Genomic DNA, 22,537 nt, shown 5'->3' with positions numbered 1-22,537 from the left:
GAAATACAGTTGGTGAACCTGGGATTACTGCCATTAATTACAGAAATTTAATGGAAGGTGATGTTATTTACCAATCGGAAAACGATGGAGAACTTTAATGTCAAAGGCGGTTATTCTGCTGGGTGATACGACAGATCATGGCGGTAAGGTGATTACCGCTATTGATGAATATACTCACAATGGTGTTCCTAATTATTGCAAAAAATGAGATAAACAGGAGGCGTTAATATGCCAATACCCTTATTAGCTCCGGTCGTAGTGGGTGCGGCTGAATATGTCGCCAGCGCCTGTGCCGGAGTATTAATTGCGGTTGGGTTGATGGAAGCCGGTAAAGATAAATCCGTTATAGAGGATGACGACATTCACCATAAGAAAACGGATTTTGTGATAAGCCCTGAAATCACAGATGAAGATCGAAATATCGTCTGGAGCGCCGAAGCCCATGCGGATTTTTGGGAGGACGATGATTTAGGGGATGAATCTGTTGATACCAGTGCAGTTCAAACTAAAGCCCAGTCTGAAACGGAAGAGTGTGAAAAAACGGAAACTGAAAAAGTGTGCAAAGCTTGCCTTGCTATTCCGGTGACAAGTGAAAAATATCGCAAGGTGAGTCGCTGGAGCGCCATCACGATTAACTATCAGCGATTTATTGCGAAAACTAAATATAACCCGCTCACACAAATGATTCAGAAATTTCAGTGCCTGAAAGTGACGTTTGATGGCTGGCGACCAGCGTATTGCTTATTTCTGGAAGCCAAAGCGCGGTATGACCAGTTTTTTAATAGTGAAGGGAAACCCAAAAGTTGGTGGAAAGGTGATGAATCAGGCAAAAAACAGGCTGAAAGGCATCAAAAAGTCTGTGATGTTCTAGAAGGCACACCTTATGTAGAATGGCATTTTTTACAACCAATCAGTTATGCTTATTTTAAGGTACAGTTTAGAGAGTATAAAAATATCAGAGTTCATTATACCCCCTACGACAGTTTATTTTAATCTGAGGTCAACATGACAATAGTTCGTATAGAAATAAATGTACGTTATGAACAGCAAAAAACTATTACTGCTAATACGGCATTGATGGATTTGTTTCATATCACACAGCAAATCGATATATTTTTCGGGAAGAAAAAAACATGGTTTTTAAAAGGATGTTCCCGAAAAGAGGCATTAAAACATATTGTGTTTGATGAACAAGGGCCTACAGACGAAGCAGTAAGTTATTTTGAAAAATCTTATAAAAAAGACTTTCCTTCACTTATTGAAGGTATATGGGATGGTGAAAAGGATGAGTTATCTAGTAGTGTTAGTTATAATAAATTGTCAACAAAAGGTCCTAACTGGGTTAGGTTAGAACTCAATTTGAAAATTGACAGTAGTCAGCTTGGTATTTCCCAATTAATTGATTTAGTTAAATATCTAGTCACCAGTCGTGACTTCCCTTATATTCAGGTCGAAACCAACGAATATACATTACGGAATAAACAGGTTTTCCCTGATCGCTTAAGTGTTGGCTGGATGCTTTACCAGCCTCGTATTATTGATAAATCCTATTTGCCTATGGCGGAAGATGTGCTCCCTGTGTATCAAAATAATGAACAGGTTGGCACGCTGATTATTACCAAAAAGGCATTTTTGATGGAAGAAATCAGGATGATATTGATAAATCCAATGATGTTGAAATTCAGTTGGTGAATCTGGGATTACTGCCATTAATTACCGACGTTTAATGGAGGATGATATTTTTTACCAATTGAAAAACGATGGAGAACTTTCATGTCAAAAGCGGTTATTCTGTTAGGTGATATGACAGATCATGGCGGTAAGGTTATTACCGCTATTGATGAATATACTCACAATGGTGTTCCTATAGCAGGTAAAGAAGATTTGGTCGCGTGTCCCCAATGTAAAGGCATTTTTCCTATTATTCAGGGTACTGATTCTTTAAAATATAAAGGAAAAGCGATTGCGCTTGAAGGAATGCAAACTGCCTGTGGGGCAAAATTAATTGCCAGTCAGAGTACACTTACCCATGATTTTTGAAATGTTTAACCCTGATCTTCAGCACTCTTTGCCAATCAAGACAGCCTTGGAATCCCCTGATCAAAAATCCGAGCAGCAGTTTAAAGATATTCTTTGTATTGCAAAAAATAAGCTAACCAGGAGACGTTAATATGCCAATCCCCTTATTAGCCCCTGTCGCTGTGGGGGCGGCTGAATATGTCGCCAGCGTCTGTGCCGGAGTATTAATTGCAGTCGGTATCATGGAAGCGGGTAAAGATAAATCCGTAATAGATGATGACAGTATTCAACATAAGAAAACGGATTTTGTAATCAGCCCTGACATCACGGATGAAGATCGAAATATTGTCTGGAGTGCCGAAGCTTATGCGGATTTCTGGGAGGATGATGATTTAGGGGAAGAATCAATTGATACCAGTGCTGTTCAGGCTAAAGCACAGTCTAAGACGGAAGAGTGTGAAGAGTCGGGTACTAAAAAAGAGTGTCAGGCTTGCTTAGCTATTCCGGTGACGAGTGAAAAATATCGTAAAGTTAGTCGCTGGAGCGCCATCACGATTAACTATCAGCGATTTATTGCGAAAACTAAATATAACTCGGTCACACAAATGATCCAGGAATTTCAGTGCCTGAAAGTGACGTTTGATGGCTGGCGGCCAGCGTATTGTTTATTTCTAGAGGCCAAAGCACGGTATGACCAGTTTTTTAATAGTGAGGGGAAACCCAAAAGTTGGTGGAAAGGTGATGAATCAGGCAAAAAACAGGCTGAAAGGCATCAAAAAGTCTGTGATGTTCTAGAAGGCACACCTTATGTAGAATGGCATTTTTTACAACCAATCAGTTATGCTTATTTTAAGGTACAGTTTAGCGAGCATAAAAATATCAAAGTTCATTATATCCCTTGCGACAGTTTATTTTAATTTGAGGTCAACATGGCAATAGTTCGTATAGAAATCAATGTACGTTATGAACAGCAAAAAACATTACTGCTGATACGGCATTGATGGATTTATTTCATATCACACAGCAAATCGATATATTTTTCGGAAAGAAAAAACACGGTTCTTAAAAGAATATTCACGAAAATAGGCATTAAAACATATCGTGTTTGATGAACAAGGGCCTACAGACGAAGCAGTAAGTTATTTTGAAAAATCTTATAAAAAAGATTTTCCTTCACTTATTGAAGGTATATGGGATGGTGAAAAGGATGAGTTATCTAGTAGTGTTAGTTATAATAAATTGTCAACAAAAGGTCATAATTGGGTTAAATTAAAACTGAACCTAAAAATTGACAGCAGTCAGCTTGGTATTTCCCGATTAATTGAGCTTGTCGAATACTTGGTGACTAGCCGTGACCTCCCTTATATTCAGGTCGAAACCAACGAATATACATTACGGAATAAACAAGTTTTCCCTGATCGTCTCAGCGTTGGTTGGATGCTTTACCAGCCCCGTATTATTGATAAAGCCTATCTGCCAATGGCGGAGGATGTGCTCCCTGTGTATCAAAGTAATGAACAGACCGGCTCCCTGATTATTACCAAAAAAGGCATTTTTGATGGAAGAAATCAGGATGATATTGATAAATCGTAAACGCCCAATTAAGCAGTGAGCGCTTCACATAATGTCGTCGATATTGACATTCCACGGCAGCAAATCGTGCAGTGAGTCATCGGCATGGAGTTTGGGTAATTCCGTAAAGATATGCCGAAAGTAAAAATAAGGGTTGATATCATTGGCACGGCAGGTCATCACCAGACGGTATAAGTTGGCGCTCGCAAAAGCGCCTTCAGCTGAAGTTGAAAATATCCAGTTCTTGCGTCCGGTCATGAACGGGCGGATATCCCGCTCTGTGACGTTGTTATCAATACTGATATGACCGTCTTCCAGATAGACAATCAGCTTCGGCCATTAGTGCAGGGCATACGTGATCGCGGGGCCGATGGCACTTTTCGGTAACTCGTCAATACGAATGGAGGGAGACCTTTCAAGGGTTCCGCTATTGTTCTTGATGATATTCAAAAATAAATATCCTTTGCATTGGTTGGTGGTTCACGTAGTGAGCCATCCCACCTGTTAAGCCTTTTTTATTATGTGTATTAATCCAATCTCAATACTCTATTACATAATAAATACGCAATTGCCATGTCAAGCGAAAACAACCGCGATCAATAAATAGGGTAAAGATTCCATTTAAGACCCATAGCTAGCTTTAGATTTTAATATTTTTATGCTGTGATTAAATCTATTATACTGCAAGAAATTAATGATGTCATTCTCTTTGAATTTACTCTTTGGACCCAATATTATTTCTGAAATGGCATGTTTGGGGAAGGTAAATTCATAGTAAGATGTTAATTGATCATTGGATATTCTGTACTTTAAATCTTTAATTGATGATGATTCTGGATATTCATATCTTTCAATACCTAGAGTTTGATAAACTAATCTCACCTCTTTCTCTTCCTTAAATGCTGGGTTTTTAGTGATTGTATTTAAGTGAATGATATTGCTAATTAATTTATAAATGCATTTATCATATCGACTAAATCCCGATGATGTTACGATTTCATTCGTATAGTATTTTTTTATAAAGGAATATTTTGACAATATTGGTTCAACTAAATAATTAATTTCTGGAATATCCATATAATCAACATCGTTTAGAGTTAGTCGACACTTCGGGTCAATATTATTACCTATAATTCCATTATGGATATTAAGTTTTGCTCTATTGAATCCAATAGATACGCCGAATCCATCTTTTGCATAAGCTCTCCATTGACTCAAAATATCCCCTGACTTTGATAGACAACAAGCAAATGGTGTCCCGATGGACATATTACTCTCTAGATGTGTTATTAACTGGTTAAAGCAGTTAGGATCGAGATTTCTAGATAAATAATTATTCAAGGCAGCATAGAACCACTTCTTTTCCATGTAGTCGTTCATGTGATCCATAGAACTTAACCATAAACGCTGATTCTGAATAATGCTAAAAAAGGAATCAGGACTACAATAATGATAAATTATGCTCATTTTAATTAAAATCCCTTTGTAAGAAATATTACTTATGATTTACTAAGTAATAATTATACTGGGTAATTCCGTAAGTGCCCAATTAAGCAGTGCAGTTTACATGATGTCGTTGATGTTTACGTTCCACGGCAACAGATCGTGCAATGAATCATCAGAATGGCGTTTGGGAAGTTCCGTAAAAATATGCCGAAAATAAAAATAAGGATTGATGTCATTGGCCCGGCAGGTCATCACCAGGCTGTAATAAGTTGGTGCAGGCAAAGGCTCTGTCAGGCTAGGTGGAAAAAATCCAATTTTTACGCCCGGTCGTGAACGGGCGGATATCCCGCTCCGTGACATTATTATCAATGCTGAGATGACCGTCTTCCAGATAGACGATCAGTTTTGGCCACTGATTCAGGGCATACGTGATCGCGGTACCGATGGCACTTTTCGGTAACGCCATCCGGCTTTTTTACCTGGCTGAACTTTCTGGGTCTCGGTAAATTTACGACGGGCATGCGCCATGCACCCGGTATGTCTGACCGATTTCAGCGTATTGTAAGTCACGTACGATTATATTAGTGGTTTTTATTTCTGGTATCGTTTTAAGTGGTAACTTGCAACGCTTGGATATCTGGAACTTTTTGGCTTTTTTGCCCTCACTCATGTTTGCTTGGATTATCATTTTTCATCTTTATTATTGTCTAGGTTTGTTGGCTTTTTGGATTAATAACACAATGGCGTTTGACCCATTGCTTTGGGCGCTTTATACGATACTTGGAGGTTCGCTCATTCCTCTTGATTTATATCCGCCTGGTATCGCCGGGTTATTAAAAGTTTTGCCTTTTGCATCGGCAATGGATTTTCCAGTGCAAATAATATTAGGAAAACTAGATCATGGTGAATTATTAATAGGTTTCTTGATACAGTTATTCTGGGTTATCGCGCTCATGTTAATTCGTGCTTTGCTATGGTCGATGGGATTGAAAAAATATACGGCTTCAGGAGCCTAACTAAATGCGATACTGTTTACTATTGTTGGTATTGATAAGGAATTCTTTCGTCTTGGAACTTGAATTTCGACTCAATGCTTTGGTTAATTTGATCAATTCCTCTCTCGCTTGCCTGCTGGCGTTACTTGTTCTGACGGGTTTTTTCGGTCAGGTATCCCAAGTAGGGGGGTGGAGTTTCAATCAAATGGTTGCCTTACTTGGTGTGACTCTCATTGTGGAGTCACTAATCGATAGCTGGCTATTTCCAAGTATCCACTCTTTATCTGAATACATCAGACGAGGTGACTTGGATTTTATGCTTATTCGCCCCGTTGACCATCAATTTTTTATCACATTTCATCGTTTTAATGTGTGGGATGGTGCGAATTTTGTCGTTGGTTATATAGTTGTTCTGGTGGCTATGCATCAACAAGATGCTTTGATATTTTCAAACTTTATACAGTTTAATCTGGCGCTATTATTGGGCGCGTGTATTTTCTATTCTCTGTTTATGTGTTCAAATCTCATTGCCTTTTGGTTCACTAAAGTTTCTGATGTATGGATTATTTGCTACTCTCTTATGGATATGGGACGGTTTCCTGTCAGTGCTTATCCAGGTGCTATGCGGTTCGTTCTGAGTTTTATATTACCAATTGTTTTCGTAAGTAACGTACCTGTGCAAGCTGCCTTGGGCATGCTTAATTTCGGCACGTTGGCTATGGCTTTTATGTACGCATTAGGGGCGTTATTCTTCACCCGATACCTCTGGCTTAAAGCTTTATCAAGATATAGTAGCGCAAGTAGCTGATGATATGTATTTTTACCCATGACTCTTGAAATCAATGGAGCTGACGTCCGATAAGGCGGGCTCCATGATAAACAAACTCTATAAAGTCTCTAAAATAGTGATGAATTGGTTTTTTCAGTCACATTAAGCACATTCAATACAGATGAATATTGAATATCAGAGCCTATAAATTAAAGATAATTTCTGCTCTATTCACTTTATTGGCTATTATCACCTTATAACGTTTTTAATATTAAGCTGAAAATTTAAATCACTTTGTGTGGACCAAAACATTCATAGTGAATAAATTGTTTATCAATTCCCATATCCAATAACTGTTTCGCTATATATTGCATGAAGGGAACAGGACCACAGAAATAGAAATGCATTCCTTCTGTTTTCAACTCTTCATTCAGAACCGTCAGATCCATAAAGCCTTGGTGTTGATAATGAATACCTTGTTGATCTTCATCCCTTGGTTCGCGGTACCAAATTGTGCTAGCAAAATTTGGCATTGCTTGCGCCATTGTTGCGACTTCATTGCTAAACGCGTGATGGCCGCCGTGTTCCACCGCATGTAACCAGTTAATCTGGCTATCATGGTTTTGCTGGTGGAGGTGATGCAACATACTCATCATGGGTGTCAGGCCAACGCCAGCGGAAATCAAAGTAACCGGCGTTTCTGGTTTTATATCAAGGAAAAAATCACCGCGTGGGGCGGCCAACCAGACGGTATCGCCTTCTTGCATCTTATCGTGCATATGGTTAGAAACGATTCCTTGTGGCTCACGTTTAATCGCAATCTGATAGCTGGAGCCGTTTGGCGCTGTTGTCAGTGAATACTGGCGAATTTCTCGGTTGTCAAAGCTATTATCTTCCAGATAAATACTCAGATACTGGCCAGGTTTGTAATCCATCACTTTCCCGCCATCCTGTGGTATAAATTCAAAGCTGCAAATCACCTCACTTTTTACCTCTTTCCGGCTGATACGGAATGGACGTAAACCACGCCAGCCGCCATCTGTTGATTCACCACTATGATAGATTTGTTCTTCACGATTGATAAAAACATCAGCGAGCACGCCATAAGCTTTTCCCCAGGCGTCCAGAATTTCATTTCCCGGCTGGAACATTTCATCCAATGTTGCTAACAGGTGAGTACCGACAATCTGATAATGTTCTGGTTGAATATTCAGGCTAGCGTGTTTATGCGCGATTTTTTCTACTGCCGGTAGTAGCACCTCTAAGTTGTCAATATTGGCTGCATAGGCGCAGATCGCGTTGAATAGGGCTTCACGCTGATCGCCATTAAGTTGATGGCTCATATTAAAAATGTTTTTCAACTCAGGATTATGGTTAAACATCCGCTCATAGAAGTGTGCTGTCAGTTTTGGACCAGTAGCAGAAAGTAATGGAATAGTTGATTTGACAGTTGCAATAGTTTGGCTATCCAACATGGTGAAGCTCCTGAATTTCTTTCAAGTGGTAATGAAAGTTATAACATGTAATTTAAATGCAACTTATACCCTTTTGGAGACTTTGTAAATATAGAATGTGGTCTTTGTGGTGAAAAAAATATTCATAAAAGATATTTACACTAAATAAATGACTACTTTAGGTCATAAATTCTAACCAAAGAGGAAAAATTTAGCGTAATTTCCATTCTTCTATTTAAAACAGAGATCTTGCTTGTGACAGGCATGCAATCGTTTGCGTAAAATATTTTGTCAAGACTATCTCATTCGGTGAAAAGGGTTTACACTGTGTGCCATTCGGCCCCTTGGGGTGTTGTTTGAAGAGAAGTTAGCTGAGTCAGGAGAACCCAATGTTAAAGCGTGAAATGAATATTGCTAGTTATGATCCCGAACTATGGCAGGCGATGGAGCAGGAAGTTGTTCGTCAGGAAGAACATATCGAGTTAATTGCCTCTGAAAACTATACCAGCCCAAGAGTTATGCAGGCACAGGGCTCTCAACTTACTAACAAATATGCTGAAGGTTATCCGGGTAAACGCTACTACGGTGGTTGTGAATATGTAGATGTTGTTGAACAATTAGCTATCGATCGTGCTAAGGCGCTGTTTGGCGCTGATTATGCCAACGTGCAGCCACACTCTGGTTCTCAAGCGAACGCGGCGGTTTATATGGCTTTGCTGCAACCGGGCGATACGGTTCTGGGGATGAATTTGGCACATGGCGGTCATTTGACTCACGGCTCTCCGGTTAATTTCTCTGGTAAGTTATATAACGTTGTGCCTTATGGCATCGATGAGAGCGGTAAAATCGATTATGACGATATTGCGGCACAAGCTCAAAAACACCAGCCAAAAATGATTATTGGCGGTTTCTCGGCTTACTCCGGTGTGGTTGACTGGGCAAAGATGCGTGAAATTGCAGACAGCATTGGTGCTTATCTGTTCGTTGATATGGCGCACGTTGCTGGTCTGATCGCCGCAGGGGTATACCCTAACCCGGTTCCTCATGCTCACATCGTCACTACCACGACGCATAAGACACTGGCCGGTCCACGTGGTGGTTTGATTCTGGCGAAAGGTGGCGATGAGGAGCTGTATAAAAAGCTGAATTCTTCTGTGTTCCCTGGTTGTCAGGGTGGGCCTCTGATGCATGTTATTGCAGGTAAAGCGGTGGCATTGAAAGAAGCAATGGAACCAGAATTCAAAGCGTATCAACATCAGGTTGCTGATAACGCGAAAGCGATGGTTGAAGTGTTTCTGGCTCGTGGTTACAAAGTGGTTTCTGGTGGTACAGAAAACCACCTGTTCCTGCTGGATCTGGTTGATAAAAACATCACTGGTAAAGATGCCGATGCTGCGTTGGGCCGTGCAAATATCACGGTAAATAAAAATAGCGTGCCTAATGATCCGAAGAGCCCATTTGTGACTTCTGGTGTGCGCATCGGTACGCCTGCGATTACCCGTCGTGGCTTTAAACAAGCCGAAGCGCGTGAATTGGCTGGTTGGATGTGTGATGTATTGGATAACATCAATGATGAAGCGACCATTGAAGCAATTAAACAGAAAGTTCTGGCTATTTGCGCAAAATATCCGGTTTACGCATAAATTAAAATTTCAATAAGTCGTTACAAAACCTGCTCCGGCTAACATCGTTTGCTTAAGTGAGATATTGAGGAGTGATGTGTGGATTTTCCTCCGGGGAAGATCCACTTCAAGATAACGCTCAATATCTAGTTTCTTGAGTTAACTAAGTTAGTTAAGGGCGGGTTTTTTGCATTTTTTACCAGGGGGATTAATGGTTATTCAATCGACGCGTTGGCTGGCGTTAGATTACTTCACATATTTCTTTTCTTACGGGATATTTTTACCTTTCTGGGCAACCTGGCTCCAGGGTGAAGGTATAGAGCACGATATGATAGGGATTTTATTGGGGGCTGGTTTGGTTTCCCGTTTCCTGGGAAGTTTATTAATTGCGCCTACAGTTAAAGATCCCGCAAAACTTATTCTTGCACTGCGTATATTGGCGTTGCTGACTCTGATTTTCGCTGTTGGTTTTACATTAGGAAATCATTGGGCGTGGCTCCTGTTCGTTATGGTCGGCTTCAATCTATTTTTTTCGCCGATGATACCATTGGGTGATGCGTTGGCAGGAACATGGCAAAAACAATTTTCTTTTGATTACGGCAAAATACGGGTTTGGGGTTCAATTGCCTTTATTATCAGTTCAGCATTAACCGGGGAATTGATCTCTGTCTGGGGACATCGGGCCATCCTCATCACGATATTGTTTAGCGTCTTTTCTACCTTGTTGGTGACATTACTTCGGCCCTCTATCATGCCGGTTGGTGAAACCAAATCTGCCAAAGTGGATGTTGTGTCATTTAAACAGTTGTTGTCTGAAAAATCAGTACGCCGATTCTTGTTATGTGTGGCTTTATTGCAGGGCGCCCACGCGGGATATTACAGTTTCAGTACAATTTACTGGGAAAACGCAGGTTATTCTGCCTCGGTAGTCGGTTATCTCTGGTCATTGGGCGTAGTGGCTGAAGTGATTATTTTTACTCTGAGTAATAAATTATTTCGCCGCTGGAATGCCCGTAATCTTTTGCTGCTTTCTGGTATATGTGGTGTTGTTCGCTGGGGATTGATGGGAACATTCACCGCATTACCGGTGTTGATTGTTGTTCAAATATTGCATTGTGGCACGTTCACTGTCTGCCATTTGGCTGCGATGCGTTTTATCGGTGCGAGAAAGGAAGGGGAAATTGTGCGTTTGCAAGCGGCTTATTCCGCATTGGCAATGGGGGGTGGGATCGCTATCATGACGGTCATTGCCGGATTTATGTATGATTATCTGCACAGCGGCATTTTCTGGATGATGGCTTTGGTTGCTTTTCCTGCTATCTTCTTGCGGCCACAGGTTAAAGCTCATAATTATTAATAATATAAATTTAGTTTCTTACAATATTTTTGTAAGAAACTAAGTATCTCAAATAATATTTTTATGAGATATCATGTCGAATAAATTAACAATAAAAGATATCGCTCGTTTGGCTAATGTCGGTAAATCAACCGTTTCGCGGGTATTAAACAATGAAAATAGCGTAAGTCCACAAGTACGTGAAAGAGTTGAGGCGATTATCCAACAAAATAATTTTGTTCCATCTAAATCAGCAAGAGCGATGCGAGTGAAAAGTGACAAAATCATAGCCTTAATTGTGTCGCGTCTGGGATCTTTTTCAGAGAATTTATCGATAAGTACCATGTTACCTCTGTTTTACCAGCGTGGTTACGATCCGATTATTATGGAAAGTAATTTTGATCTACAGCTTTTACAGGAACATCTACGTCAATTGGCATTGCGTCATGCAGATGGCATTATTTTGTTCGGTTTCACTGGATTGTCAGAAGAGCTCCTCTGCCCTTGGCGTGACAAAATAGTGGTATTTGCCCGCGAATATACGGGTTTTTCTTCTGTATGTTATGACGATATTGGTGCTGTGCATTTATTGATGAATGAATTCTACCGGCGGGGGCACAGAAATATCAGTTTTCTTGGTGTAGATGATTGTGATACCACGACAGGTTTTCTTCGCCATCAATCTTATCTGAATTATTGTCAACAGAAGGGGTTGCATCCGCTTTCCGTCCAATGTGATTTAAGCTATCAGAGTGGGTTCCAGCATGTTAATAAGGTATTGAGAGAAAAAACAACAGCTTTAATCTGTGCAACCGATAGTTTGGCTTTAGGTGCATATAAATATTTGCAGCAAAATAATCGGGGAGATATACAAATAGGTAGCATTGGTAATACACCTTTGTTGAACTTTTTATACCCTAACACGCTTTCTATTGATCTGGGTTATAGTGAGGCAGGTAAATATGCAGCCGGTCAATTAATTGCTCAGATAAACCGGCAATACCCTAAACAACAAGTAATCATTCCGAGTAAGTTGGCTTAAAAATAAGAAATATTGCCGTTTCAATGTGATCTTCAACCCATTTTTGGGAACGTTCCCATGACAAGCATAACCAAATGATATTAGGATGAAATTAGTTTACTAAGCATGCTAATTAGTAATTGATATTCACTTATGATGACTGGCTGTTATGAAAAACAAAATAAATTCTAAAGATATAGAAAAACTAATTACATTAATCGGTGGTTGTGAAAATATAGCCAGTGTAAGTCATTGTATTACCCGATTGAGGTTTGTATTAGTTGAACCAGTTAAAGCCAAGCCGGATGAGATAAAGAACTTACCGATGGTTAAGGGCTGTTTTACCAATGCAGGGCAATTCCAGGTAGTGATAGGTACTAATGTTGGTGATTATTATAAGGCGTTAAATAGTTATCTTGGTCAATCTGAATTGAACAAAAAAGATAAACAGCAGGTTGAGAAGAAAAATATGAAATGGCAAGAGCGCTTCATTTCTAAGTTTGCGGAGATATTTTTTCCTCTCTTACCCGCATTAATTAGTGGCGGACTTATTCTAGGTTTCCGTAACATTATTGGTGACATTCCTTTTAGTGACGGTAAAACTCTAGCTCAAACATATCCTATTTGGAAAACAATATATGATTTCTTATGGCTGTTAGGAGAGGCGATATTCTTCTATCTGCCAGTGGGTATTTGTTGGTCGGCGGTTAGGATGATGGGTGGAACACCAATATTAGGTATTATATTGGGAGTAACATTAGTCTCGCCGCAATTAATGAATGCTTATCATTTAGGGCAACAAATCCCTGAACTATGGAATTTTGGCCTGTTCACGATTGGAAAAGTGGGTTATCAGGCGCAGGTTATTCCGTCACTTTTGGCGGGTATTACTTTGGGGTGGATTGAAATTCAGTTAAAGCGGGTGGTTCCTAGTTATCTCTATTTAGTCATTGTTCCGGTAGTTTCGTTAATATTGGCGACTTTTTTAGCACATAGCCTTATTGGGCCATTTGGTCGGTTACTGGGTGATGGAGTTGCTTGGGTTGTTAAGGCGTTGATGACGGGAAGTTTTGCGCCTATTGGTGCAGCTTTATTTGGATTCTTTTACGCGCCATTGGTGATTACAGGTATCCATCAAACCACATTAGCCATAGATATGCAGATGGTGCAGAGTATCGGAGGAACACCGATCTGGCCTATTATTGCATTATCCAATATTGCTCAGGGCTCCGCGGTTGTTGGTATCATTTTAATCAGTAAAAAGCATAATGAACGTGAATTATCCGTACCTGCGGCTATTTCCGCCTATTTGGGCGTCACTGAGCCGGCAATGTACGGTATTAATATCAAATATCGATTCCCTATGCTCTGTGCCATGATTGGTTCTAGTTTAGCCGGGTTGATTTGTGGGTTCAGTGGTGTATTGGCAAATGGTATTGGTGTAGGCGGCCTGCCAGGTATTCTTTCGATCAAACCGCAATTTTGGCTAATTTACGCATTAGCTATGCTTGTCGCCATCATTGTTCCGTTGATTCTCACGACTGTTGTTTATCGCAGGAAGAATATGGCCGGTATGTTAGCGGTTGAATGATGTGGTTATTCAATTCATGGCTATTTAATTCAGGAAATATATTGATAAGGTGTTTTTGATGGACAAAATCATTCCGTGGTGGTTACAAGGCGTCATCTATCAGATATATCCTAAGAGTTTCCAGGATACGACAGGTAGTGGAACGGGCGATCTTAACGGCATTACTTATCGGCTTGATTATTTGAAGAAATTGGGCGTAGATGCTATTTGGGTGACGCCTTTTTACCGCTCGCCACAGGTAGATAACGGTTATGATGTCGCTGATTATTGTGCGATTGATCCAGCTTACGGCTCAATGGATGATTTTAAGCGTTTGGTTGATGAGGCACATCAACGTGATATCCGCGTCATCGTGGATATTGTTTTCAACCATACATCGACTCAACACCCTTGGTTTAAACAAGCACAGGATATTGATAGCCCTTATCGGCAATATTACATTTGGCGGGATGGGGAACCTGGGACGCCGCCTAATAATTGGGCGTCAAAATTTGGCGGCAATGCTTGGGCGTGGCATGAAGCAAGCCAACAGTATTATTTGCACTTGTTTGCTGTTGAGCAGGCCGATCTAAACTGGGAACATGAACCTGTACGGGCTGAACTGAAAAAGATTTGTGAATTCTGGGCTGGCCTTGGTGTTGATGGCTTCCGCCTGGATGTCATTAATTTGGTTTCTAAGCAGCAAGACTTCCCTGAATCAACTCAGGGAGATGGGCGTCAGTTCTACACTGATGGCCCGCGTATTCATGAATTTCTGCAAGAAATGAACAGAGAAGTATTCCAGCCTGCCGGAGTGATGACGGTCGGGGAGATGTCTTCTACCTCACTGGAACACTGTCAACGCTATTCTTCATTAGATGGTGAAGAGCTGTCGATGGTTTTTGCTTTCCATCACTTAAAAGTCGATTACCCCAATGGTGAAAAATGGGTTGCAGCACCGCCTGATTTTGTTGAATTGAAGAAAATTTTTGCCAAGTGGCAGCAAGGTATGCACAAACGGGCATGGAATGCACTGTTCTGGTGTAACCACGATCAGCCGCGTATTGTTTCACGCTTTGGTGGTGAAGGCGTTTGGCGGGTGCCGTCGGCTAAAATGTTGGCAATGGTACTGCATGGTATGCAGGGAACCCCTTATATCTATCAAGGGGAAGAGCTGGGAATGACTAACCCTAATTTTTCGCATATTGAAGAGTACCGGGATATAGAAAGTTTAAATATTTATCAAGAGAAGATTGAGCAGGGCAGTGATAAACAGCGAATTTTATCGGTCTTAGCGAAGAAATCTCGTGATAATGGACGAACACCAATGCAATGGGATGCGACTGCCAATGCAGGGTTTACTCAAGGGGAGCCGTGGATAGCGTTGAATAGTGATTACCAGGCTGTGAACGCTGAAAACGCCATCCAGGATGAGGATTCAGTTTTCCATTGTTATGCCCGCTTGATAAAACTGCGTAAGACATATCCGGTATTGACTTATGGCAGTTATGAAGATTTGTTGCCGTCCCACCCTTGGCTATGGTGTTATGTTCGCCGATGGGAAAACCAAACGTTGCTGGTTATTGCTAACCTCAGCGCGGAAGTGCAAGAGTGGTCGCTGGATGCTTCTTTATCCCACTGTTCATGGGTGAAATTGATGGGGAACTATCCTGAAAACCAATTACCGGTAGAAAATATGCAGCTACAGCCTTATGAAGCTGTTTATTGGTTAGCGGAGTGACAATGGCCTTTGTTGTTGGTTAAATGAATCGCAGGGTAGACCGCATTTTTTGCGGTCTACCTAAAATACCGTCTTGTAATTCTATTTAAAATTCGCGTGAATTAACGTTTCAATGCTTCTGATAATTCATCACGCATTTCTGCCAGGATATCTTTAACAACGCGTGGATTACCTGCAACAATGTTGCCGGAATGAATGTAATTATGACCGCCAACGAAATCAGTTACGATACCGCCAGATTCACGAACTAGCAGTTCGCCACCCATAAAATCCCACGGTTTTAGGCCAATTTCAAAGTAACCATCCACCCGACCAGCCGCAACATAAGCCAGATCCAGTGCAGCGGAGCCTGTACGACGGAAATCAGCGCAACGAACAAATAATTTACCCAAAGTATTAATAAAAACAGTGGAATGATGTTTTGCTTTGAATGGGAAACCTGTTGCCAGAATAGTGCCATCCAGATCGCGGGCATTAGTGCCACGCAGACGATAGCCATTCAACTGAGCCCCTTGACCGCGGGTTGAGGTGAAAAGCTCATTACGCATTGGATCATAAACAACCGCAACTTCAGTACGGCCTTTAATGCGTACTGCAATAGAAACGGCGAAGTGAGGGAGGCGTTTGATAAAGTTAGTCGTGCCATCCAGTGGATCGATTACCCATTGAATATCAGCTTCTTCGCCTAGCAGCTCGCCACTCTCTTCGGTAATAATCGAGTGTTTGGGATAAGATTTACGAATAACGTCGATAATGAGCGCTTCTGCGGCTTTATCAACATTGGTAACAAAATCGTTACTGCCTTTTTGGCTAGCTTCAACCGCATCGGGAGTTTCATAATTTTTGGCAATTAGATTGCCGGCTTTACGCGCAGCGCGTATGGCGATGGTCAGCATCGGATGCATGGGATATCTTCCACCAGGATGTTAAAGAACGGGTAATTAATCGGCGCATAGTATAGCAGTAGTTCGGAAAAATGACTAATGCTGTGTTAAGATATTTGATTCTTATAACTATCCAGACTATTCAGAAGTTGTCATGTTAGAAAATATCCGCATTATCCTGGTTGAAACTTCCCACACCGGAAATATGGGGTCAACCGCCCGGGCAATGAAAACAATGGGATTAACCAATCTTTATTTAGTAAATCCTTTGGTTCAGCCAGATTCTCACGCGATTGCACTTTCTGCTGGCGCCAGCGATGTTATTGGTAATGCGACGATAGTCGATAGTTTGGATAAAGCGCTGGTGGGTTGTGGATTGGTGATTGGCACCAGTGCCCGTTCAAGAACGTTATCATGGCCGATGGTCGAACCGCGTGAATGTGGTGAACGCAGTGTTCAGGAGGCTGCGCACGCGCCGGTTGCTATTGTTTTTGGCCGTGAGCGGGTAGGGCTGACCAATGAAGAATTGCAGAAGTGCCATTATCATCTGAATATCCCAACTAATCCTGAATACAGTTCATTAAATCTGGCGATGGCGGTTCAGCTTGTTAGTTATGAAATCCGTATGGCTTATTTAGCGCGTCAGGATAAAAATGAGCAAAAAATTGATGAAGTGGAATATCCATTAGCTGATGATATGGAACGTTTTTATCATCATCTTGAATGTGTATTAAATGATTCCGGTTTTATCAGAAAAGCGCATCCAGGCCAGATAATGAATAGATTAAGGCGGCTTTTTACCCGTGCCCGGCCTGAGATGCAGGAACTGAATATTCTGCGTGGTATCTTGTCCTCCGTTGAAAAATGGGCGAAGAAATAGTTGAGTAAATTACTAGGTTAAATAGTTGACTAAAATACTCAGGAATGACACAATTTCGCTCATATTTCACCACGGGGTAATTCATTTATGAGATTGACATCTAAAGGGCGTTATGCAGTAACTGCCATGCTTGATGTGGCGTTGCACTCACAAGAAGGTCCGGTACCATTGGCCGACATTTCTGAACGTCAGGGTATTTCCCTCTCCTATCTTGAACAGTTATTTTCTCGCTTGCGCAAAAATGGTCTGGTTTCAAGTGTCCGTGGTCCAGGTGGCGGTTATTTGTTGGGCAAAGATGCCAGTGAAATTGTTGTTGCCGAAGTGATTTTCGCAGTTGATGAATCAGTAGATGCTACCCGTTGTCAGGGTAGAGAAGGGTGTCAGGGCGGCGATCGCTGCCTGACTCATGCTTTATGGCGCGATTTAAGTGATCGTATTACCGGTTTCCTGAGCAGTATCAGTTTAGAAGAATTAGTCAATAACCAAGAAGTATTGGACGTTGCTGGTCGCCAGGATAACGATAAACGCCGTGCACCTCACGGTAGAGCACAAGAAACAATTAATGTCAATCTGCGCCCATAAGCAGAACTTGTGATGAATTGAAGTATTAGAAGTAGGGAGCATGTGAGCAATGAAATTACCAATTTATTTAGATTACTCAGCAACAACGCCGGTTGATCCGCGTGTTGCTGAAAAGATGATGAACTATCTGACCAGGGACGGGATATTTGGTAATCCCGCTTCTCGTTCACACCGTTTTGGCTGGCAGGCTGAAGAAGCGGTTGATATTGCCCGTAATCAGATTGCTGATTTGGTGGGCGCAGATCCGCGAGAAATTGTTTTTACTTCTGGCGCGACGGAATCTGACAACCTTGCCATCAAAGGCGCGGCTAATTTTTACCAGAAAAAGGGCAAGCACATCATCACCAGTAAAACCGAACATAAAGCGGTTCTGGATACTTGCCGTCAATTGGAACGTGAAGGGTTTGAAGTCACTTATCTGGCGCCTCAGAGCAACGGGTTGATTGATTTAAACGATCTGGAAGCTGCGGTGCGTGATGACACCATTCTGATTTCTATCATGCATGTTAACAATGAAATTGGCGTGGTGCAGGATATTGCCGCCATCGGTGAAATGTGTCGCAGCCGCGGTATCATTTTCCATGTTGATGCCACCCAGAGCGTGGGCAAGCTGCCAATTGACTTAACTAAATTGAAAGTCGATTTGATGTCTTTCTCCGCCCATAAAATTTACGGCCCGATGGGGATTGGCGCGCTGTACGTTCGTCGTAAACCACGCATTCGTATTGAAGCACAGCAACATGGCGGCGGTCATGAACGCGGTATGCGTTCTGGTACTTTGCCTGTTCATCAAATTGTGGGGATGGGTGAAGCTTACCGTATTGCCAAGCAGGAAATGGAGAGTGAATCTCAGCGTCTGCGCGGCCTGCGGTTGCGTCTGTGGCAGGGTATTAAAGATATCGAAGAGGTCTTCCTTAACGGAGATCTGGAGCACGGCGCGCCGCATATTCTGAATGTCAGCTTCAACTATGTTGAAGGTGAATCACTGATGATGTCATTAAAAGATCTGGCGGTTTCTTCGGGTTCTGCATGTACTTCTGCCAGTCTGGAGCCCTCCTACGTATTGCGTGCGTTGGGGATGAATGACGAACTGGCTCACAGCTCTATCCGTTTCTCTTTAGGGCGCTTTACAACAGAAGAAGAGATCGACTACGCCATTGAACTGATTCACAAATCTATTGGCCGCCTGCGTGAACTTTCTCCACTGTGGGAAATGTTTAAACAAGGTGTGGATCTAAACAGTATCGAATGGTCTCATCATTAATCAGACGGTTTCAGGAGTAACAACATGGCTTACAGCGAAAAAGTAATTGATCACTATGAAAATCCACGTAACGTCGGTTCTTTCGATAGTGAAGATCCAATGGTTGGCAGCGGCATGGTCGGCGCCCCTGCGTGTGGCGACGTGATGAAACTGCAAATCAAAGTCAATAATGAAGGCATTATTGAAGATGCGCGTTTCAAAACTTACGGTTGCGGTTCTGCGATTGCGTCCAGCTCTTTAGTCACAGAATGGATGAAGGGCAAATCTCTGGAGCAGGCGGAAGCGATTAAAAATACTGAAATTGCCGATGAATTAGAACTGCCGCCAGTGAAAATCCACTGTTCTATTCTGGCAGAAGATGCGATTAAAGCAGCGATTGCGGATTACAAAAGTAAACGCCAGGGCAGATAACGGCCCTTGATAATAACAAGATATACCCTATGGATTTCAAGATGCATCGCGACGGCAAGGGAGCGAATCCGGGAGCATAGATAACTATGTTACCGGGGGGAGTGAGTGCGGCCAACAAAGAGGCGACTTGAAAGATGACGGGTATAGCAAAAAATTTGGTGGATACTGGCTGTTATATACCATCCGGTATCTGCCTTTGCTGGTTTTAAAAAGTGAGGTTGTTGTATGTCAATTTCCCTTACAGAAAGTGCTGCACAACGTGTTTCGTCATTCCTGAGTAACCGTGGAAAAGGTGTTGGTTTGCGTCTGGGCGTCAGAACATCAGGCTGTTCAGGTATGGCTTATCTGCTTGAATTTGCCGATATGATTAACGAAGACGACACAGTGTTTGAAGATAAGGGCGTCAAAGTTATCGTAGATGGCAAAAGCATGGTCTATCTCGACGGTACAGAGCTGGATTTTGTTAAAGAGGGCCTTAACGAAGGCTTTAAATTCAACAACCCAAATGTTTCCAGTGAATGTGGTTGTGGAGAGAGTTTTAACGTTTAATTCCGTTTTTCGGCCAAATCCAGAGTAAGTTTAGATTATGGACTATTTCACTTTATTTGGGCTGCCGGCTCGTTATGCTGTTGATCGAGAACAACTGGCAAGCTGTTATCAAGAATTGCAGCGTCAGTTCCATCCTGATCGCTTTGCTAGTCAGCCAGAGCGTGAAAAAACGCTGGCGTTGCAGCAAGCCGCGACTATCAATGACGGTTATCAAACGCTTAAACATCCACTGAAACGCGCTGAATATATGCTCTCTTTGCATGGTTTTGATTTAGCCAACGAACAGCACACCATGAATGACAACGCTTTCCTGATGGAACAGCTCATGTTGCGGGAAGAGTTGGAATGTATTGCCGGCAAAGCTAGTCCAGAAGCGGCATTGGCTGATTTTGCCGCTCGCCTGAATGGGATGATTAAAACCCGCAGTCAGCAAATGGTGCAGCGATTGGATGAACAGCAGTGGGAACAAGCAGCCGATACGGTGCGTAAATTGCGTTTTCTGGATAAATTGCAACAGCAGGTTGAGCAACTGGAAGAACGTTTACTGGACGACTTTTAAGGAAGGCGTATATGGCTTTATTACAAATTAGCGAGCCGGGGTTATCCGCTTCACCACATCAACGTCGTTTAGCTGCCGGTATTGATTTAGGCACGACACATTCATTAGTTGCCACTGTTCGCAGTGGGCAAGCAGAAACATTGATGGATAGTGAAGATCGTTATCTGCTTCCTTCGGTTGTTCGCTACCATGAAAAGGGGCCTGAAATTGGTTGGCAGGCCCGTCAACAGGCTGCGTGCGATCCGGCTAATACCATCAGCTCAGTAAAACGTATGATGGGACGCTCTCTGGCTGACATTCAGCAACGTTATCCAAATCTTCCTTATCAATTTCAAGCGAGTGAAAACGGGTTGCCGTTAATCAACACCGCAACGGGTTTGGTCGATCCTATTCAGGTTTCTTCTGAAATTCTTAAATTGCTGGCGCAGCGTGCAGAAGAAACACTGGATGGTAAGCTTGATGGTGTTGTGATCACGGTTCCTGCTTACTTTGATGATGCACAGCGTCAGGGAACAAAAGATGCGGCGCGTTTAGCCGGGTTGCACGTTCTGCGTCTGCTTAATGAACCTACTGCCGCTGCGATTGCCTACGGACTGGATTCTGGTCAAGAGGGTGTAATTGCGGTTTATGATTTAGGCGGTGGTACCTTTGACGTTTCTATTCTGCGGTTAAGCCGAGGTGTCTTTGAGGTGCTGGCAACCGGGGGCGACACCGCACTGGGTGGTGATGATTTCGATTTAATACTGGCTGATTGGATTCGTGAACAGGCGGGGATTGGCGATCGAAATGACCATAGTCTGCAACGCCAGCTATTGGATATGGCTACTCAGGTAAAAATCGCCTTGAGTGATGCTGATATTGCAGAAATAAACATTGGCGGCTGGCAGGGTAAAATCACCCGTTGCGAATTTGAAGCCCTGATAACACCATTGATAAAACGGACTTTACTGGCAAGTCGTCGGGCATTGAAAGATGCAGAAGTCTCTGCGGATGAGGTTTTACAGGTGGTTATGGTGGGTGGTTCAACCCGTGTACCATTGGTTCGTCACATGGTTGGCGAGTTTTTTGGCCGCGAACCGTTGACTTCCATTGATCCTGATAAAGTGGTTGCTGTGGGCGCTTCGATTCAGGCGGATATTCTGGTGGGTAACAAGCCAGATAGCGACATGCTGTTGTTGGATGTGATTCCGCTTTCACTTGGGCTGGAAACGATGGGGGGCTTGGTTGAAAAGATCATCCCACGTAACACGACCATTCCGGTTGCCAAAGCGCAGGAATTCACTACCTTCAAAGACGGCCAGAGTGCAATGAGTATTCATGTGGTGCAAGGGGAAAGGGAATTAGTAAGTGATTGCCGTTCACTGGCCCGTTTTACCCTACGTGGAATTCCTCCATTACCCGCTGGTGGGGCTCATATCCGGGTTACTTTCCAGGTCGATGCTGATGGCTTGTTGAGTGTTAGTGCGTTGGAGAAATCCACAGGCGTCGAAGCTTCTATTCAGGTGAAGCCTTCCTATGGCTTATCTGATAAAGAAATCGCTCGTATGATAAAAGACTCGATGGCAAATGCTCAGGAAGATATCAGTGTGCGCAAACTAGCAGAACAAAAAGTGGAAGCGGCGCGAGTACTGGAAAGTGTCACCAATGCGTTAGAAAAAGATGCTGACCTACTAAATGAACAAGAACAGGCGGCAATTGATGCTGCCGTGGAAATACTTATAACAAGCGTTCAGGGCAATGATCCTGAAATTATTGAAAACGCGATTAAACAACTGGATAAGCAAACGCAGGAATTCGCTGCGCGTCGGATGGATTCATCTATTCGTCGGGCGTTGGCGGGCCATTCTGTGGACGAGATTTAAT

Annotated in this window: 22 protein-coding genes and 3 pseudogenes; 20 read left to right on the top strand and 5 right to left on the bottom strand. The window is 42.4% G+C overall.

The genetic code is table 11. From position 1 onward, the window contains the following. Nucleotides 1-97 precede the first annotated feature (97 nt). From EAE90_RS24885 to EAE90_RS24445, 6 genes are all read left to right on the top strand, one after another. Nucleotides 98-208 (top strand): PAAR domain-containing protein, encoded by a 111-nt coding sequence (locus tag EAE90_RS24885; protein WP_479687641.1) that lies wholly within the window; start codon nt 98-100, stop codon nt 206-208. A 20-nt stretch (nt 209-228) separates the two neighbouring features. Beyond that, entirely contained in the window at nt 229-993 is a 765-nt protein-coding gene (locus EAE90_RS07370) for a restriction endonuclease fold toxin 5 domain-containing protein (RefSeq protein WP_214052958.1), read from the top strand. A gap of 12 nt (nt 994-1,005) precedes the next feature. Next, nucleotides 1,006-1,692: an Imm52 family immunity protein gene (locus EAE90_RS07365; protein WP_246550460.1), complete on the top strand. Its 687-nt coding sequence runs from the start codon at nt 1,006-1,008 to the stop codon at nt 1,690-1,692. Between the two features lie 81 nt (nt 1,693-1,773). Continuing rightward, nucleotides 1,774-2,040, top strand: a complete 267-nt coding sequence (locus EAE90_RS07360) for a PAAR domain-containing protein (protein WP_214052957.1) — start codon at nt 1,774-1,776, stop codon at nt 2,038-2,040. A 131-nt stretch (nt 2,041-2,171) separates the two neighbouring features. After that, on the top strand, nt 2,172-2,936 hold the full coding sequence (locus tag EAE90_RS07355; RefSeq protein ID WP_214052956.1) for a restriction endonuclease fold toxin 5 domain-containing protein: 765 nt from the start codon (nt 2,172-2,174) through the stop codon (nt 2,934-2,936). A gap of 184 nt (nt 2,937-3,120) precedes the next feature. Further along, on the top strand, nt 3,121-3,612 hold the full coding sequence (locus EAE90_RS24445; protein ID WP_339920977.1) for a hypothetical protein: 492 nt from the start codon (nt 3,121-3,123) through the stop codon (nt 3,610-3,612). 24 nt (nt 3,613-3,636) lie between these two features. Here the strand turns inward: EAE90_RS24445 and EAE90_RS07345 are convergent. The 3 genes and pseudogenes from EAE90_RS07345 to EAE90_RS07335 all read right to left on the bottom strand — a co-directional run. Beyond that, a pseudogene (locus EAE90_RS07345) lies at nt 3,637-3,978 on the bottom strand (IS66 family transposase); the annotation flags it as partial. Nucleotides 3,979-4,212: 234 nt separating this feature from the next. Next, the gene (locus EAE90_RS07340) at nt 4,213-5,058 is read right to left on the bottom strand and encodes a DUF2971 domain-containing protein (protein ID WP_214052955.1); all 846 of its coding nucleotides are present in this window, start codon (nt 5,056-5,058) and stop codon (nt 4,213-4,215) included. A gap of 96 nt (nt 5,059-5,154) precedes the next feature. After that, nucleotides 5,155-5,610: pseudogene (locus EAE90_RS07335) on the bottom strand (IS66 family transposase); the annotation flags it as partial. An 11-nt stretch (nt 5,611-5,621) separates the two neighbouring features. Here EAE90_RS07335 and EAE90_RS07330 point away from each other — a divergent pair. After that, entirely contained in the window at nt 5,622-6,053 is a 432-nt protein-coding gene (locus EAE90_RS07330; protein WP_339920974.1) for an ABC-2 family transporter protein, read from the top strand. Between the two features lie 4 nt (nt 6,054-6,057). Continuing rightward, complete coding sequence (locus tag EAE90_RS07325; protein WP_214052954.1) at nt 6,058-6,840, top strand: ABC transporter permease; 783 nt, start codon at nt 6,058-6,060, stop codon at nt 6,838-6,840. A gap of 245 nt (nt 6,841-7,085) precedes the next feature. On the opposite strand, the pseudogene hmpA reads toward EAE90_RS07325, so the two are convergent. Continuing rightward, nucleotides 7,086-8,279 (bottom strand): annotated as a pseudogene (gene hmpA / locus EAE90_RS07320) (NO-inducible flavohemoprotein); the annotation flags it as partial. A gap of 365 nt (nt 8,280-8,644) precedes the next feature. Between hmpA and glyA the strand changes: the two are divergent. From glyA to treC, 5 genes are all read left to right on the top strand, one after another. Continuing rightward, the gene (glyA, locus tag EAE90_RS07315) at nt 8,645-9,898 is read left to right on the top strand and encodes a serine hydroxymethyltransferase (protein ID WP_088373172.1); all 1,254 of its coding nucleotides are present in this window, start codon (nt 8,645-8,647) and stop codon (nt 9,896-9,898) included. A 190-nt stretch (nt 9,899-10,088) separates the two neighbouring features. Beyond that, nucleotides 10,089-11,234 carry a 3-phenylpropionate MFS transporter gene (locus EAE90_RS07310; protein WP_214052952.1) on the top strand — a complete coding sequence of 382 codons (1,146 nt, stop codon included), beginning with the start codon at nt 10,089-10,091 and terminating at the stop codon, nt 11,232-11,234. 73 nt (nt 11,235-11,307) lie between these two features. Continuing rightward, the gene (gene treR / locus EAE90_RS07305) at nt 11,308-12,255 is read left to right on the top strand and encodes a trehalose operon repressor TreR (RefSeq protein WP_214052951.1); all 948 of its coding nucleotides are present in this window, start codon (nt 11,308-11,310) and stop codon (nt 12,253-12,255) included. 148 nt (nt 12,256-12,403) lie between these two features. After that, nucleotides 12,404-13,825 carry a PTS trehalose transporter subunit IIBC gene (treB, locus tag EAE90_RS07300; RefSeq protein WP_214052950.1) on the top strand — a complete coding sequence of 474 codons (1,422 nt, stop codon included), beginning with the start codon at nt 12,404-12,406 and terminating at the stop codon, nt 13,823-13,825. A 58-nt stretch (nt 13,826-13,883) separates the two neighbouring features. Next, a complete protein-coding gene (gene treC / locus EAE90_RS07295) occupies nt 13,884-15,545 on the top strand; it encodes an alpha,alpha-phosphotrehalase (RefSeq protein WP_214052949.1) in 1,662 nt (553 codons plus the stop codon). A 101-nt stretch (nt 15,546-15,646) separates the two neighbouring features. On the opposite strand, the gene suhB is transcribed toward treC, so the two are convergent. Continuing rightward, on the bottom strand, nt 15,647-16,450 hold the full coding sequence (gene suhB, locus EAE90_RS07290) for an inositol-1-monophosphatase (RefSeq protein WP_214052948.1): 804 nt from the start codon (nt 16,448-16,450) through the stop codon (nt 15,647-15,649). Between the two features lie 133 nt (nt 16,451-16,583). Here suhB and trmJ point away from each other — a divergent pair, with 133 nt between their 5' ends. The 7 genes from trmJ (at nt 16,584) to hscA (ending at nt 22,536) form a co-directional block, all read left to right on the top strand. Then, a complete protein-coding gene (gene trmJ / locus EAE90_RS07285) occupies nt 16,584-17,309 on the top strand; it encodes a tRNA (cytosine(32)/uridine(32)-2'-O)-methyltransferase TrmJ (protein ID WP_214052947.1) in 726 nt (241 codons plus the stop codon). Nucleotides 17,310-17,396: 87 nt separating this feature from the next. Continuing rightward, complete coding sequence (gene iscR / locus EAE90_RS07280) at nt 17,397-17,891, top strand: Fe-S cluster assembly transcriptional regulator IscR (protein WP_214052946.1); 495 nt, start codon at nt 17,397-17,399, stop codon at nt 17,889-17,891. Nucleotides 17,892-17,940: 49 nt separating this feature from the next. Continuing rightward, entirely contained in the window at nt 17,941-19,155 is a 1,215-nt protein-coding gene (locus tag EAE90_RS07275; RefSeq protein WP_214052945.1) for an IscS subfamily cysteine desulfurase, read from the top strand. A 24-nt stretch (nt 19,156-19,179) separates the two neighbouring features. Then, the gene (iscU, locus tag EAE90_RS07270) at nt 19,180-19,566 is read left to right on the top strand and encodes a Fe-S cluster assembly scaffold IscU (RefSeq protein ID WP_011147477.1); all 387 of its coding nucleotides are present in this window, start codon (nt 19,180-19,182) and stop codon (nt 19,564-19,566) included. Nucleotides 19,567-19,791: 225 nt separating this feature from the next. Continuing rightward, complete coding sequence (iscA, locus tag EAE90_RS07265; RefSeq protein WP_036779216.1) at nt 19,792-20,115, top strand: iron-sulfur cluster assembly protein IscA; 324 nt, start codon at nt 19,792-19,794, stop codon at nt 20,113-20,115. 37 nt (nt 20,116-20,152) lie between these two features. Then, on the top strand, nt 20,153-20,674 hold the full coding sequence (hscB, locus tag EAE90_RS07260) for a co-chaperone HscB (protein ID WP_214052944.1): 522 nt from the start codon (nt 20,153-20,155) through the stop codon (nt 20,672-20,674). 11 nt (nt 20,675-20,685) lie between these two features. After that, a complete protein-coding gene (gene hscA / locus EAE90_RS07255) occupies nt 20,686-22,536 on the top strand; it encodes a Fe-S protein assembly chaperone HscA (RefSeq protein WP_214052943.1) in 1,851 nt (616 codons plus the stop codon). Nucleotide 22,537 lies beyond the last annotated feature (1 nt).

Source organism: Photorhabdus caribbeanensis (assembly GCF_018448885.1).
Classification (GTDB): domain Bacteria; phylum Pseudomonadota; class Gammaproteobacteria; order Enterobacterales; family Enterobacteriaceae; genus Photorhabdus; species Photorhabdus caribbeanensis.
This window is presented reverse-complemented; position numbering and strand designations above follow the sequence as displayed.